General features: G+C 51.5%; 11 protein-coding genes. 7 read left to right on the top strand and 4 right to left on the bottom strand.

Annotated features, from left to right (window positions below):
• Positions 1 to 167: 167 nt before the first annotated feature.
• The 4 genes from dnaA (at position 168) to gyrB (ending at position 6,602) form a co-directional block, all read left to right on the top strand.
• Complete coding sequence (gene dnaA, locus ACJJIZ_RS02450) at positions 168 to 1,799, top strand: chromosomal replication initiator protein DnaA (protein WP_444915117.1); 1,632 nt, start codon at positions 168 to 170, stop codon at positions 1,797 to 1,799.
• Between the two features lie 33 nt (positions 1,800 to 1,832).
• Positions 1,833 to 2,939 (top strand): DNA polymerase III subunit beta, encoded by a 1,107-nt coding sequence (dnaN, locus tag ACJJIZ_RS02445; RefSeq protein ID WP_444895604.1) that lies wholly within the window; start codon positions 1,833 to 1,835, stop codon positions 2,937 to 2,939.
• A gap of 117 nt (positions 2,940 to 3,056) precedes the next feature.
• A complete protein-coding gene (recF, locus tag ACJJIZ_RS02440) occupies positions 3,057 to 4,163 on the top strand; it encodes a DNA replication/repair protein RecF (RefSeq protein WP_444915116.1) in 1,107 nt (368 codons plus the stop codon).
• Positions 4,164 to 4,181: 18 nt separating this feature from the next.
• A complete protein-coding gene (gyrB, locus tag ACJJIZ_RS02435) occupies positions 4,182 to 6,602 on the top strand; it encodes a DNA topoisomerase (ATP-hydrolyzing) subunit B (RefSeq protein WP_444915115.1) in 2,421 nt (806 codons plus the stop codon).
• A 258-nt stretch (positions 6,603 to 6,860) separates the two neighbouring features.
• Here the strand turns inward: gyrB and ACJJIZ_RS02430 are convergent, their stop codons facing one another.
• A complete protein-coding gene (locus ACJJIZ_RS02430) occupies positions 6,861 to 7,754 on the bottom strand; it encodes a LysR family transcriptional regulator (RefSeq protein ID WP_444906797.1) in 894 nt (297 codons plus the stop codon).
• Positions 7,755 to 7,850: 96 nt separating this feature from the next.
• Here ACJJIZ_RS02430 and ACJJIZ_RS02425 point away from each other — a divergent pair, with 96 nt between their 5' ends.
• On the top strand, positions 7,851 to 8,357 hold the full coding sequence (locus tag ACJJIZ_RS02425) for an SRPBCC family protein (RefSeq protein WP_282930559.1): 507 nt from the start codon (positions 7,851 to 7,853) through the stop codon (positions 8,355 to 8,357).
• 222 nt (positions 8,358 to 8,579) lie between these two features.
• Here the strand turns inward: ACJJIZ_RS02425 and ACJJIZ_RS02420 are convergent, their stop codons facing one another.
• Both ACJJIZ_RS02420 and ACJJIZ_RS02415 read right to left on the bottom strand, forming a co-directional pair.
• Positions 8,580 to 9,260, bottom strand: coding sequence for a phosphoadenosine phosphosulfate reductase domain-containing protein (locus ACJJIZ_RS02420; protein ID WP_444915114.1), 681 nt, complete (start codon positions 9,258 to 9,260; stop codon positions 8,580 to 8,582).
• A gap of 139 nt (positions 9,261 to 9,399) precedes the next feature.
• The gene (locus tag ACJJIZ_RS02415) at positions 9,400 to 9,846 is read right to left on the bottom strand and encodes a GNAT family N-acetyltransferase (protein WP_444906795.1); all 447 of its coding nucleotides are present in this window, start codon (positions 9,844 to 9,846) and stop codon (positions 9,400 to 9,402) included.
• Positions 9,847 to 10,077: 231 nt separating this feature from the next.
• On the opposite strand from ACJJIZ_RS02415, the gene ACJJIZ_RS02410 reads away from it, so the two are divergent.
• On the top strand, positions 10,078 to 12,258 hold the full coding sequence (locus ACJJIZ_RS02410) for a TonB-dependent receptor family protein (protein ID WP_444915113.1): 2,181 nt from the start codon (positions 10,078 to 10,080) through the stop codon (positions 12,256 to 12,258).
• Between the two features lie 71 nt (positions 12,259 to 12,329).
• Here ACJJIZ_RS02410 and ACJJIZ_RS02405 read toward each other — a convergent pair whose 3' ends face one another.
• The gene (locus tag ACJJIZ_RS02405; protein ID WP_444915112.1) at positions 12,330 to 13,517 is read right to left on the bottom strand and encodes a class I SAM-dependent rRNA methyltransferase; all 1,188 of its coding nucleotides are present in this window, start codon (positions 13,515 to 13,517) and stop codon (positions 12,330 to 12,332) included.
• A 272-nt stretch (positions 13,518 to 13,789) separates the two neighbouring features.
• Between ACJJIZ_RS02405 and ACJJIZ_RS02400 the strand changes: the two genes are divergently transcribed.
• Positions 13,790 to 14,785: a GlxA family transcriptional regulator gene (locus tag ACJJIZ_RS02400; RefSeq protein ID WP_444915111.1), complete on the top strand. Its 996-nt coding sequence runs from the start codon at positions 13,790 to 13,792 to the stop codon at positions 14,783 to 14,785.
• The last annotated feature ends 161 nt before the right edge of the window (positions 14,786 to 14,946 follow it).

Below are 14,946 nucleotides of genomic sequence, written 5' to 3'. Positions count from 1 at the left end.
GTGGATCTTTTTGCGCAGTTTTTTCAACAGATGCAGTCTTTCTTGTGGATAACCTAAAGGTGGAAAGGTATACTGCGCCGATCTTATTTGACGGCCCCGGGTGATTCCTAATCCGGCCTTGCCGTCTCTCCTTGGTCTTACCATTTTGGGGTTTTTTGGGGGGTTTCTTGACTGAATCCGTATGGAAGCAGTGCGCGAGCTGTTTACAGGACGAGCTGCCGTCTCAGCAGTTCAATACCTGGATCAGGCCGTTGCGCGTCAATCCCGTTAGTGCGGAGGGCGAGTTGCGCCTGATCGCACCGAACCGCTTTGTGCTGGACTGGGTTGGCAATAAATTCCTGAACCGCATTCGCGAGTTGGTGCAACAGTTTGCACCAGGACGCCCTCTGCAAGTGGCGCTCGAGATTACCGCTCGCCGGCCGGCTCGCTTCCAGCGCGGCCATGTAACAAATAATGCCCCTCCGACTCCGGTACCGACACCCGCGCCATCGGCGCCAGCTCCGCCACCACCTCCGGTGCAGCCGGCAGTGGCACCGCCACCGGTATCAGTGCCACCTGTTGCCACTACGCCACCTCCGGTGACTTCACCGCTGGGATCTGGGTTTGGTGCCAGCAGGCCGGTGCCTCACCCCGCTATGGCTGAGGAGGTGACTGCCGAACAGATGACGACAGGCGAACTGGCCCTGACAGATTTGCGACCACCGGCTATGAATGGTATAGCTCGCTCCGTACCGGAGCAGCCGGCCAGGCAGGTTGAGGTGGAGGGGGCCATCAAGCACGGTAGCTCACTCAATCGCAACTTTACCTTCAAGTCCTTTGTCGAGGGTAAATCCAACCAGCTGGGCCTCGCTGCGGCACAACAGATTTCTGACAATCCGGGTGGCGCCTACAATCCCCTCTTTATATATGGGGGCGTGGGTCTGGGGAAAACTCACTTGATGCACGCGGTTGGCAACGCACTGTTGGAGCGCAACCCCAACGCCAAGGTGGTGTATTTGCACTCCGAGCGCTTTGTTGCAGATATGGTGAAAGCGCTACAGCTGAATGCCATCAGCGACTTTAAGCGCTACTACCGGTCTGTTGATGCCCTTCTGATTGATGATATCCAGTTCTTTGCCGGTAAGGAGCGCTCTCAGGAGGAGTTTTTCCATACCTTTAATGCTCTGCTGGAGGGTGGTCAACAGATTATCCTAACCTGTGACCGCTATCCGAAAGAGATCGACGGCTTGGAAGAGCGGTTGAAATCCCGCTTTGGCTGGGGATTAACGGTGGCTGTAGAGCCTCCGGAGCTCGAGACCCGGGTAGCTATTTTGATGAAGAAGGCCGAGCAGGTGGGTGTGGACTTGCCCCACGACTCCGCTTTCTTTATTGCACAGCGTATTCGCTCCAATGTGCGGGAGCTCGAGGGTGCACTGCGCCGCGTAATTGCCAATTCGCAATTTACCGGTCGCGCTATTGACGATGTCCTTGTGCGCGAAGCACTAAAAGACCTGTTGGCCCTACAGGATCGACTGGTTAGTGTGGATAATATCCAGCGGGTTGTCGCTGAATACTACAAAATTAAGGTGGCGGATTTGCTCTCCAAGCGGCGCAGTCGCTCGGTGGCCCGCCCCCGCCAAGTCGCTATGTCCCTGGCCAAGGAGCTGACCAATCACAGCTTGCCGGAGATCGGCGATGCCTTCGGTGGCCGCGACCACACAACAGTACTGCATGCCTGCCGCAAAATACGTGAGTTGCAGGAGTCCGACGCGGATATTCGCGAGGACGTTAAGTTGCTGACACGGTCGCTGACCACTTAATCGAATAACTGACAAAACAAGGCGAAACTACCGATGAAATTCAATGTGAGCCGGGACGCCCTTCTGAAGCCGTTACAACTGGTGGCCGGTGTTGTTGAGAAACGCCAAACACTGCCAGTCCTGGCCAATGTGTTGATGCAGTTACAGGGCCAGGAACTCTCCCTGACCGGTACTGACCTGGAAGTGGAAATTGTCGGCCGTCTCGGTGTAGACGGTGTAGAAATGGAAGGTGAGGTGACCGTTCCCGCACGCAAGCTGCTGGATATCTGTCGCTCTCTGCCCGATGGTGCTGAACTAAAGTTTGAGCGCGATGGTGAGCGCCTGATACTGCGCAGTGGCCGCAGCCGTTTTCAGCTGTCGACTCTGCCCGCAGCGGACTTCCCGAACCAGGAAGAGGCCAGTGCACAGACCCGTTTCGATATCTCCCAGCGCGAGATCCGCCGCCTGATAGAAGCCACTAGTTTTGCTATGGCTCAGCAGGATGTGCGCTATTACCTGAATGGTTTACTGCTTGAATGCCGCCCGCAGCAGCTGCGCGCGGTTGCTACTGATGGCCACCGCTTGGCACTCTGCGATCGCGATGCCCCCGGCCTGGATGTCTCCACGCCTATCCAGGCTATTGTGCCGCGCAAAGGCGTACTTGAGCTGGGTCGTTTGCTTGAAGATAGCGATGCACAGGCACAGGTAGTGCTGGGTAACAACCATATTCGTGTGGTTAGTGGTCAGTTTACTTTCACCTCTAAATTGGTAGATGGCAAATTCCCTGACTACGAGCGCGTGTTGCCGCGAGGCGCGGGCAATGTGGTCTATGCGGATCGCCAGGGGTTGCGCCAAGCCTTTTCCCGAGCGGCGATTCTCTCCAACGAGAAATACCGTGGGGTGCGCCTTCAGGTTTCTGAGGGGTTGTTGCAGATCGTTGCCAACAACCCGGAGCAGGAAGAGGCGGAAGAGCAGATGATGGTGGATTACGTAGGTGAGCCAATGGAGATTGGCTTTAACGTTTCCTATCTGCTGGACGTCACTGGTGCTATTCACAGTGACCAGATCCGTATCAGTCTAGCGGATGCCAATAGCAGCGCATTGCTGCAGCAACCTGAAGAAGGTGATGCACTGTACGTGATTATGCCTATGCGCCTGTAAGGCAGCCCACCCATTGCTCTTTTCTGAATGGATTGAGGCTACCTCCCCGCTCGGTGGGGTAGCCGATAAACAAAGCGATGCCTGTGCATCGCGCTCTTCACTCTGGGGGAGGTGTCTGTGGCGCTGACCCGTCTTCTCTTATCTAATTTTCGAAATATCTGCTCTGCCGATCTCAAACTGGGTCCTGGCGTTAATGTGTTTTGTGGTGCGAATGGCAGTGGCAAGACTTCACTGTTAGAGGCGGTACATATGCTGGCAACCGGTCGTTCCTTTCGCTCTCGCCAGCATAAATCGGTTATTCAGCATGATACTGGTGGGCTTACGGTTTTTGCCCAGCTCGATACAGGTCTTAACTTGGGGGTAGAGCGCCTCGCAGATGGCTCGGGCCGAATCAGGGTTAACCAGGCTCCAGCGGAATCCAGCTCACAGCTTGCTAGTTGCCTGCCACTTCAATTGATAAACAGTGAAAGTTTTTCCGCACTTGATGGTGGCCCCGGCGTTCGGCGTCGGTTGCTGGATTGGACAGTGTTCCACGTGGAACATTTATTTGCCCAGGAGTGGAAAAATTATCAAATCGCACTGCGGCAGCGAAATGCTCTCCTGCGTCGTGGTAAAATCGATGAGGCCAGCATCGGCGTATGGGAAGAGCAGTTGGCCCTTAGTGGCGATCGTGTAAACGATCTGCGATTAGCTCAGTTTTCTCAATTGCAGTCTGCCGTTTCACAACTGCTTGGTGAGTTACCACAGAGCCTGTTGAGCCGTGTCGATATGAGTTACCGTCGAGGTTGGCGTAAAGAAGTTGACCTGCGTAGCGCTCTATCTGAATCACGGGAATCGGATGTTTCACAGGGGCACACGCGTATTGGTCCCCATAGGGCGGATATTCGTTTTAGCGTAGCCGGTGAGTCGGCCCACAATATCCTATCTCGCGGCCAACAGAAGATGTTGGTGTGTGCAATGCGCACGGCCATGGCGGAGGTAGTCTGTAGGCAGGGAGATATGCCAGTATTCCTGGTAGATGACTTGCCGGCAGAGCTGGATGACAGTAACCAACAGATTTTTGCGCATTGGGTTGGGCGTTGTGCCAGCCAGGTGCTTGTAACCGGAATTGAGGAGGGCACTACAAGCCGCCCCTGGCGGCAACTAGATGCCCCTTGGAATTGCCCGAAAGTGTTCCACGTGGAACATGGGAAGATCAGTGCCGAAGCTTCGGCCGCACAATAAGTTTAATGGAGCGAATAAATGTCAGAGCAGCAAAGCTATGACTCAAGCAGTATCAAGGTATTAAAAGGCCTGGATGCGGTGCGCAAGCGCCCCGGAATGTATATTGGTGATACCGACGATGGCACCGGTCTGCACCACATGGTATTCGAGGTGGTCGACAACTCCATCGATGAAGCGCTGGCCGGCCATTGTGATGAGATCCGCGTAACCATCCATCCGGATGAGTCCATTTCCGTATCGGACAATGGCCGTGGTATCCCGACAGAGATTCACCCGGAAGAGGGGGTTTCTGCAGCAGAAGTGATTATGACCGTCCTTCACGCGGGCGGTAAATTTGATGACAACACCTACAAGGTCTCCGGCGGTCTGCACGGGGTAGGGGTATCGGTGGTAAACGCTCTGTCCAAGGAGCTGAAGCTGACTATCCGTCGCGGTGGCAAGATCCACGAGCAGACCTACCACCACGGTGTGCCCCAGGCACCCCTGGAAGTCGTGGGTGACAGCGATACCACCGGCACCACTGTGCACTTCAAACCCTCAGAGGACACCTTCAGCAATATCGAATTCCATTTCGACGTGCTGGCCAAGCGCCTGCGCGAGCTGTCCTTCCTGAACTCGGGTGTGCGTATTGTCTTGAAGGACGAGCGCAGTGGTAAGGAAGAGGTCTATGGATACGAAGGTGGTTTGAGTGCCTTTGTGGAGTTCCTCAACCAGAACAAAACCCCGATTAACAAGGTTCTGCACTTCCAGAGCCAGCGTGAAGACGGCATTGCAGTAGAGGTGGCATTACAGTGGAACGATAGCTTCCAGGAAAGCATCTTCTGCTACACCAACAATATTCCCCAACGCGACGGCGGTACCCACCTGGCGGGCTTTCGTGCAGCCCTGACCCGTGGCCTGAACAGCTATATCGAGCGGGAAGGCCTGGGCAAGAAAGACAAGGTGAACACCACTGGCGATGACGCCAGGGAAGGTCTCACCGCGATTATCTCTGTGAAGGTCCCGGACCCGAAATTCTCCTCCCAGACCAAGGACAAGCTGGTTTCATCCGAAGTGAAACCCGCAGTAGAGCAGGAGATGGGCCACCACTTCACAGACTACCTGATGGAGAACCCACAGGAAGCCAAATCTGTCGTCACCAAGATGATCGACGCGGCCAAAGCCCGTGAGGCGGCCCGCAAGGCCCGCGAAATGACTCGCCGCAAGGGAGCACTGGATATTGCTGGCCTGCCCGGAAAATTGGCAGATTGCCAGCAAAAAGACCCGGCACTATCTGAAATTTACCTGGTGGAGGGTGACTCCGCCGGTGGTTCTGCCAAGCAGGGCCGGGATCGCCGCACCCAGGCGATCCTGCCGTTGAAAGGTAAGATCCTCAATGTGGAAAAAGCGCGCTTCGACAAAATGCTCTCCAGTGCCGAAGTGGGTACCCTGATTACCGCACTGGGCTGTGGCATCGGCAAGAGCGAGTTCAACCCGGACAAACTGCGTTACCACAGCATCATCATCATGACCGATGCGGACGTGGATGGAGCCCATATCCGTACCCTGTTGCTCACATTCTTCTTCCGTCAGATGCCGGAGCTGATCGAGCGGGGCCACATCTACATCGCCCAGCCGCCGCTGTATAAGATCTCCAAGGGCAAACAGGAACAGTACCTGAAGGATGAGGGCGCTCTGACCCAGTTCCTCACCAACGCCGCCCTGGAAGGCGCCACGCTGTTTGTGAACCCGGATGCCCCTGGGCTTTCTGGTGCCTCCCTGGAAAGCCTGGTAGGCGAGTACCGCAGCGTACTGGCGACAATCGACCGCCTGTCGCGTCTGTACCCTGAGGAAGTGCTGCGCAGCATGATCTACCTGCCCAGCTTGTCTCAGGAAGACCTCCAGTCCCAGGAGAAAGTCGCAGCTTGGAGTGAGAAGCTCCAGGAGAAACTCGGTGACGAAGAGAGTGGTGGAACCCGTCGTCACGAAGTGACGGTTCAGGAGAACACCGAGCGCGGCCTATTCCTGCCCCATATCCATATCGTGGCCCACGGTGTTGGCAGTGACTACCTGATTAACCACGAGTTTTTCGATTCCGCAGAGTACGCGTCTATCTGCGCTCTGGGTGAGAAGATGGTGGGTCTGTTGGAAGAGGGTGCCTTTATCCAGCGCGGCGAGAAGCAGCACTCTGTTGGCAGCTTCCCTGAAGTGATGGACTGGCTGATGGGCGAGAGCCGTAGAGGCTACGGTATCCAGCGCTATAAAGGTCTGGGAGAAATGAACCCGGAGCAGCTTTGGGAAACCACCATGGACCCGGAGAGCCGCCGTATGCTGCAGGTAACAGTTGAAGATGCTATCGCAGCAGACCAGATCTTTACCACCTTGATGGGCGATCAGGTAGAGCCTCGCCGTGACTTTATCGAGACCAATGCTTTGGCGGTAGAAAACCTCGACGTTTAATAGAAGTCGATAAGCCCACAGTAATTTCTTACGTGACCAACATAAGGAATTACTGTGGAGTATTGTTTTCACCTGAAAAACAACTTCCGATAAATTGGATATTTATAATTTTCTCCTTATCAAAAGCCATGTGAAAGCTAAACAGCTGCCCTCTCAGACAAATTTCGATCACAATAAATAGTTAAAAAATCAAACAGCTCAATAGCGTCAGTCGGTTAGGGAGGCTTACTATATCCGGAAATATACCAATTGCCTCAACTAAAGCTTTCCTACCAGTTTATCTTCCAGGTTCATAAACAACTCCACGATAAACTCCCTAAAAACCTTAAAGCGCATGACATTGCGGTGCTCTGGGTTGGAGACTAGCCACAGTTCATGCAGGCTGGATGGAGATGCCCCAGGGACCCGAACGACTCCTTCAGCACCATCTGCAAGAAAGCAGGGCAGCCTGGCCAGCCCCAGTCCACTCTTAACTGCCTCTAGCTGTATCAAACCGTGATTAATCTGGTGCTGATAAGGCATCTGTGGATAGGGCGTGTCTTTGGCCCAATTCAATGTGGCGTCATCGCCACTCCAGCCGAGCCAGTGGCCATCGTCAGGTACAGATTTCTCGATATACCTCGGAGAACCGTAACAGCAACTGGGTAGGTCAGCGAGCTTGCGAGCAACAAGTCGATCCGAAACATCGACGTCGCCTTTGGGGAGAATACGAAGTGCTATGTCGGCTTGGTGACTTTCCAAATCGAGAACGTGGTTAGTAACCAGTAGCTGTACGTTGATCTCTGGATACGTACGTGAGAAGTCATTTAGGTAGGGGATAATTAAGTGCGATGCGACTACATCCGGCATAGTGATGCGAACTTCCCCGGACAGCTGGTTACTCCCCCCCTGTAAATGCTTCTGCGCGGCATTTAGATACTGCTCTGCCGATTGGGCGTAGTCGAGCATCGCCTTGCCATCCTCCGTCAGCTGATAGCCTTTGGAGCTGCGATAAAACAGCTTGGCCTGGAGCTTTTCCTCCAGGGCATCAATACGGCGAGAAACTGTGGAATGGCTGACCTTAAAGTCGTCAGCAACGCTGCGAGCGCTCTTACTCCTGGCTACCGCGATAAAGAACTGGATATCTCCCCAATCGATGGACTCTTTATGCAACACACTGTCCTATTTTGCTGTATTCCGTTGCATATAGTGTCCAGTTAATCTGTCTCCCGTCAATAGCACTCCGTAGAGAAACCCAGGAGATCAGAGATGAAAGAAGCCCAAGTAAACCGAGAAATCGCAATTAACCGCCCAATTGATGAGGTCTGGAAAGTCCTCGCCGTTGATTTTGATACAGCTTACGAGTGGATGACGTTAATCCCTCATTCCTTCGCTAAGGAGGGAAAACCTGTTGAAAATGCGAGTGTAGAAGGCCGGGTTTGTGTCCTGACAAATAAGGGACCGTCGGGTCTTGTCGCAGATGAAACTATTACAAGGTTTGATGAGAAAAACTATGAACTGGATGTCTCGGTTGAAACCAAAAATACGCCACCGGGATTCCCCGTTAAAAAGAGTTTATCTCAATTTAAATTAAGCCCCTCTGTTGGTGGAGGCACAACAGTGAATTTCACCGCAAATATGGAGTTAAATGCTTTAGGAGGCGTGTTGAGTCCTGTGGTGAAGAAGATGACTGGCTCTCAATTTGAGCAAATGCTGAAGGACCTGAAAATTTACATGGAAAAAGGAGGTCATCTTGCAAAAGGGGCAGTTGCCTAGCCTATCGCATGATAAGTAATTTAAAGACTCTTCTGGATTTACGCGGAAGTAAATAGAAGAGTCTCCTTTTTAAAAAAAATACAGCGAGTCGAGACTCGCCTTTTGTAATAGATTTTATTATTCGGTAAATACGTAAAAAGTATTTACTTTAAAAACGGCTGGGATAGAAGGTCTTGTTAAAGAGATAGGCGAAGTACGCTAGTCCTCGCCGAGTAGTCCATTCTATTTTTCCAACAGCAATCCGCACTCCCGGTGCTCCTCACCTTTAGTTGGATCAAAGTAAATATCGTTATCGGGGAGGTCATTCTCGTAAACATACTCTTCCACATCGATTTCCTTGAGGTGGAACATCGGTGCCACTCGAATAGTACCGTGGTTGCCCTGGGTGAAAATATCCAGGTTTTTGCGGTGCGAATTCTGATCGTGGCGGATACCGTTTAGCCATACATCCGGCTGCAATTCCTGCATAGCGCGGTTAAACGGCTCCAATTTAACGGTCCTGGAGAAGAAGTCATGCTCTGGGGTGTCCAGCTGCGGGATCCCCCCGTACACAGCGTTGTAGTGGGCCGCGGACATCTTCGGTGAGTAGGTGCGCAGGTTCAAATCGAGAGAATTGACCACGTTTTCGATATGGCGATAGGTTTCCGGGGTGTTATAGCCATGATCCACCCAAATTACCGGGATATCCGGTTTGGCGCGCGTAACCAAGTGGAGAAAGGCTATCGCCAAAGGGCGGAAATTAGTAAAAACCACCGGGTTCTGAGCGTGCTCCATAGTGAACTGCATAATTTCGCTTGGCTTGGCGCCAGCGAAACGAAGGTTCATGGACCCCAGATCCGCATCGTGATGAAAGGTGCGTTCTGGAATAGGCTGTAAAGTTTGGCTGGAAGCGTTGCGTCCCATAAAAATTCAGCGCTCAGGAAAATTATGATGGGAGGCATGCTACCCGGTTCAAGAGTCGCGTAGAAACAATAAAAAGAAGTGATTCAATAAGCTTCAGTTATAAGGGAAAGTCTATTCAATGGGCATAGTGCGGCAAATTTTATCTTGCAGATGCCCTGGGGCACTGCATGGAGATTGAATGCTGGCCATACTCCACGTTATAGCTGCGCTCCACCTCCACAAAACCATGCTTTTGTAGAAAGTATCGAGTGCGAAGATTCTCACGAAGTACTTCAGCCTTTAGTGGATAGCGTCGGTCACGAATTGCAGAAATGAGGTTAGTGCCGATTCCACAACCAGTAAATAAAGGACTGACACAGAGGTGGGTGACGGTACCGTCACTAAGAAGCGTGATAAAGGCTTCCGCGACAGCGTTGTTGCGATCGGTATAAACCAGGCATTGAGTGGCGTTACGGCAGTCTTTACGAAATTGAGCTATACGGTCCACCCAAAACTGGCGGGGTATGGAGGGGTGGGAGTTCGCTGATGCATGTAGCCAAAGTTGCTCCAACCTGTCCAGCTCTTTGAGTTTTGCCTTTCTAATCATGGGCACACCCGAAGCGGATACGTGAGCCCAATGCTAGTCAGATCGAAGAGTAGATCCTAGAAAACATCTGCTTATAAGCAAAACCTTAAAGTTGCAGGCACACCAGCGAAGTTCGTGACGCTAAACAGCAAAAAGAAGAGTGTAAATAAAGTGTAATGGGAATGTTAAAATACAATCATTCGTATTTATAAAAACAATGACTCAAGGTTACTAATAATCCTTGGAGGGTTCATGAAGCACATTCCATTTACACCCCTGGCCTTTACGATAGCCACTCTTATTGCTGCGCCGACTTTAGCCGAGCAACAGCTGGAGAGCGTAACAGTAATCGGCGACTCCTCATCTATTTCCAAGTTGCCTGGCTCTGCACACTTGGTTGATGCTGATGAGTTAGCCGAGTTCGAGTTTGTAGATATCAATCGCATGATGCGCTCAGTACCTGGGGTCTACATTCTTGAAGAAGATGGCTACGGATTGCGTCCGAATATCGGGATTCGAGGTGCCCAAGGGGGACGCTCCGCCAAAATTTCCTTGATGGAAGATGGAGTGTTAGTGGCTCCGGCTCCTTACTCTGCACCAGAAGCTTACTATTTCCCCAGTGCGGGCCGCATGAATGCAATTGAGGTGTTGAAAGGCCCCGGCTCTCTGCAATATGGCCCATTCACCGTGGGTGGTGCAGTCAATATGTTGAGCACACCTATTCCCACCGCCAGTGAAGGTATGGTGCAACTAGAGGCTGGAGAATTCGGTGAGACCCGTTTGCATGCTCATTATGGCGCCAGTACAGAAAATACTGGCTGGTTGTTGGAAACACAGCAGCAGTATGCAGATGGATTCAGACAAATCGATAGTGCCGGCAGCGCAGATATTGCTAAAGAAGACTATCTATTAAAGGGTCGTATCAGTTCCGATAGAGACGCAACGTATCGCCAGCAGTTGGACATCAAGCTGCAGTACTCTGAAGAGGAGTCTGGCATGAGTTATCTGGGCCTAACGGATGCCGACTTTAAGAAAGATCCGAACCGTCGATACGGTATCAGCGCCCTGGATGAAATGCAGAATCGCCACAGCACTATCCAGCTGAACCACAGTATCGAACTGAGTGACAGTTTTGCCCTGCATACCCAGGCTTACTACAACAAGTTTAAACGCGACTGGTTTAAGGTCAGCGAGGGTGACTTGATAGATGCTGTTAATACCGGCGGCAGTGCTGATGGAGTTTTAGACCCTCAAGCGGTTTTGGATGGCACTGAAGATTACACCTTCGGTGTTAAGCACAACAATCGTGAGTACGAGGCCAAGGGCCTGCAGATCAGTGCCGATTGGCGCTTTAATACTGCTTCCGTTAGTCATGAGCTGTCCTTTGGAGTGCGCCAGCATCGAGATGAGGTGGATAGATTCCAGCCTGTGGAAAACTATGAGCAGGTTGATGGCAAATTGGTGTATCTGAGCACAGATATTCCCGATACCGCTGAAGAAAGCAGCAATAACCGTGTTGAAGAAGCGGATGCAACTTCGTTCTTTATCTACGACGATATCCAGCTGAACGATAAGCTGACTCTCACTGCTGTTCTTCGCTACGAGGATATAGAGACCGAGCAGCAGCGTTATAACGACGCTGAGCGTACCGAGAAGGGCAGCTATCGCTCCAATCAGGTGGATGAATGGCTGCCAGGCTTGGGACTTGTTTACCAGGCAAGCGAACAGTGGAGCCTGCTGGCAGGTGTGCACCGTGGCTTCGCCCCTCCCGGCGCAGGTGCAGCCGATGGCCAGGGACCGGAGTTATCCACAAACTATGAATGGGGTGCTCGCTTCGATAAAGGAAGCCTGAATGCTGAATTGATCGCCTTCTACAGTGACTATGAAAATGCTGTGCAAAACTGCTCGGTGGCGGTGAAATGTCCCAATGGTGCCGAGAGTGGTACCTACCAGTTGGGTGAAGCAGAAATCAAAGGGCTGGAAGCTACGTTTGGAAGTGAGTGGGTGCTCACAAACGGTTGGATACTACCGTTGCGGGCAACCTATACCTTTACTGATGCAGAAATCAGTGAAGATAGTGACGGTAATGACCTGCTTGCCGGCGACAACCTCGAATACCTCCCAGAAAATGTCTTTGCGATATCTGCGGGTCTGGATAGCGGCGCTGCTTGGCGTTTGAACCTGACTGCAGCCTATCAGGACGAGATGTGTGTTAACACCCAATGCAACCGGGGAGATACCGACCAATTTGATTATACCGAGTCACTTTGGGTTGTAGATGCTGCTGCGCATTATGATTTCATGGCTGACCTGACCGGTTACCTGAAAGTGGATAATCTATTGGATGAGCAGGTTATTATTAGTCGCAGTCCAGATGGTGCCCGTGCAAATCGACCCCGCACTGCCACTTTAGGTATGAAGTATGTCTTTTGACCTGAAGTAGGCTCATCGATCTGAGAACAAGGCCCCGGTCATTACCGGGGCCTTGTGGGGTTCATGAGCACCTACTTATTGGTGTTTCCCTCGAGATGTACAAAGTGAGCTTTTAGGTAGTTGGTTTCCGGAATTGCTGGATGCACAGGGTGATCGGCCCCTTGACCACCACTGGCCAGAATTGAGGCTGGGCGCCCCAAGCGGTGAGCGGCGCCACGGATACAGTCGAGAAGCTCATCGGATTGCAGATGCATAGAGCAGGAAGCGCTTACTAACAGCCCATCCTTTGCCAACAAACGCATTGCGAGTTCATTGATATGGCGATAGGCCGCCAAGCCGGCTTTATGATCTTTCCTCCGCTTAATAAAAGCGGGTGGGTCGAGCACAATCGCATCAAACCTCTCCCCCTCTGCAACCAACCCTTTGAGGACATCCAGTGCTTTACCCTGGATGGTTTTGAGCTTGTCGGCGAATCCATTGTGATCCGCATTGAGCAAACACCAGTCCAAAGCCTGCTGTGAGGCGTCTACGCACACTACCTCTGCCGCACCATTGGCCAGTGCCTGAATACCCCAACCGCCCGCGTAGGAAAACAGATCTAATACTTTTTTGCCGTTGACCCAGCGATTCAATAGCCTGCGGTTTTCCCGGTGATCGTAAAACCAACCGGTTTTCTGCCCCTGGTGTACCGGGGCCAGAAGTGGAACGCCGTTCTCCTCGAACGGGACCATCTCGGGTACATCTCCAAAGGCTACGGTGTGTACCAGCGGCATATCTTCAACTGCGCGCCCCTGATGATCATTGCGCAGCAGGATGCCTTTGGGGTTAACCATCTCTACCAACTTATCCACAATCGTTTGTTGGTAGCGCTCCATTCCCCAATTGCTGACCTGGACTACTAAATAATCCCCAAACCTATCCACTACCAAGCCCGGAAGCCAGTCAGAGTCACCGTATACCATCCGGTAGCTGGGGTGGGAAAAGTACCGCTGGCGCTGTTCAAATGCAGTTTGTATGCGCTCACAAACAGTATCTGTGGAAAAGTCAGAATTGCGGCTGACTATTCGTCCACAAATAAGTTGGCTCGGATTTACAAAGGCTGTGCCGAGCAGCTTGCCCTGGCTATCGTGAACTTGGCACTGACTACCCGCATCAATTCCCTTTAATGGAGAGCGCTTAGTGTCCACCTCATTGCTGTAAATCCATAGGTGGCCACGCTTGAGTCGGCGCTCTGCGCCTCGATTCAGTATTAACTCCACCAAAAGGGGATCTCCGTTGATGTGTACAAATTAGGGGCCAATTGTGCGGACAGCTAAGTGAAGGTCAAGCCTCAAGCTGATGTATGGCTCGTTCGGAGCTTTAAGAACCAATAGTCACCCGAGGGTTACTCATATCCGTCAAAGTTTATACGTCAGTACCGGAGAAAATGACTATCAATTTGGGGTAACAGGGTGTCTAAGCTGGCTATAACTGGCAGAATCTGGCGCCTGTAAATCATTCTTATCCCCAGCCGTTGTGGAAAACTGCCGAGATGAATAAGCACCAACAAACACAAAATGGAGCTAGGAAAGTCGCCATGGTGGTCTGCCCGGGTGCAACTAGCCTGGATATCACAGGTCCCCTAGAGGTTTTTGCCTTGGCAAATGATCAGTTGCGCAAACAAGGGCGTTCCAACCAGGATTTCTATGATATTCAGTTGGTGGGACTTGAGTCTGGTCCGGTTACGACTTCGACAGGGGTTAAGGTTTTTATAGACCTCCCGTTTCATGAAGCTGAGGGGATTCATACCCTGTTAGTGAGCGGCATGCCACCGGACTCCTGTCAGCGAGCTTGTGCCAATAGTTCTGTTCTGGAGTGGCTGGCTGAGCAGCAGAAAAAAGTTGCTCGTATTGGTTCAATCTGTAGTGGGGCCTTGATGCTCGCCAACGCAGGCATTCTCAATGGGCGGCGTGCTACGACGCATTGGGCGGATGTTCCTGAGTTGCAGGGATTCTCCCAGGTAGAAGTGGATCCGGATGCCATCTTTGTCCGCGACGGTAATGTTTATACGTCGGCCGGAATTACTGCTGGAATTGATTTGGCTCTATCGATGATTGAGGAGGACCATGGGAGGGGCTTGGCACTCAACCTGGCTCGAATTCTTGTTCTCTACTTAAAGAGAGATGGAGGACAGCAGCAATTTAGTGTGCGATTGGAAAATCAGATAAACAGCGATCGTTTTGCAACTTTAATTGAATGGATGTACCAGAATATTAAGAAACCTCTAACGGTGGAGAGGCTGGCTCAGGAAGCCGCTATGAGCCCACGGAATTTTGCCCGGAGCTTTGTGCGAGAACTTGGTGTAACACCTGCTCGTTTTCTAGAGCAGATAAGAGTGGAACGAGCTTGCCAATTATTTTCCGAACAAAATCAGTCACAGGATAAAGTGGCAAAACTCTGTGGGTTTCAATCCCAAGAGCAATTGAGAAGAGCCTTTAAAAAGCATAAGGGTATTTTGCCGAGTGAATATCGAAAGCGTTTTCACTAAAAATATAATTATTAATTACTTGCAGCCAATTGTTAATATTTAATTTGGGATATTTATATTTAGCCTAGTTAAAAAGTAAATGATTCTTTAAATCTCTCTCAAACGGCAATTTTAATAATTGTTTATTGAAGGTTAGTTTTCAACTTTAGAGAAAATTTACT

The organism is Microbulbifer maximicatervae (SeqCode) (assembly GCF_052467225.1).
This window is presented reverse-complemented; position numbering and strand designations above follow the sequence as displayed.

Bases quoted from the DNA above. Each gene is read 5' to 3' on its own strand.
- dnaN (WP_444895604.1), top strand. From the start codon at position 1,833: ATGAAATTCAATGTGAGCCGGGACGCCCTTCTGAAGCCGTTACAACTG.
- gyrB (WP_444915115.1), top strand. From the start codon at position 4,182: ATGTCAGAGCAGCAAAGCTATGACTCAAGCAGTATCAAGGTATTAAAA.
- ACJJIZ_RS02425 (WP_282930559.1), top strand. From the start codon at position 7,851: ATGAAAGAAGCCCAAGTAAACCGAGAAATCGCAATTAACCGCCCAATT.
- ACJJIZ_RS02420 (WP_444915114.1), bottom strand. From the start codon at position 9,260: ATGGGACGCAACGCTTCCAGCCAAACTTTACAGCCTATTCCAGAACGC.
- ACJJIZ_RS02415 (WP_444906795.1), bottom strand. From the start codon at position 9,846: ATGATTAGAAAGGCAAAACTCAAAGAGCTGGACAGGTTGGAGCAACTT.
- ACJJIZ_RS02410 (WP_444915113.1), top strand. From the start codon at position 10,078: ATGAAGCACATTCCATTTACACCCCTGGCCTTTACGATAGCCACTCTT.
- ACJJIZ_RS02400 (WP_444915111.1), top strand. From the start codon at position 13,790: ATGAATAAGCACCAACAAACACAAAATGGAGCTAGGAAAGTCGCCATG.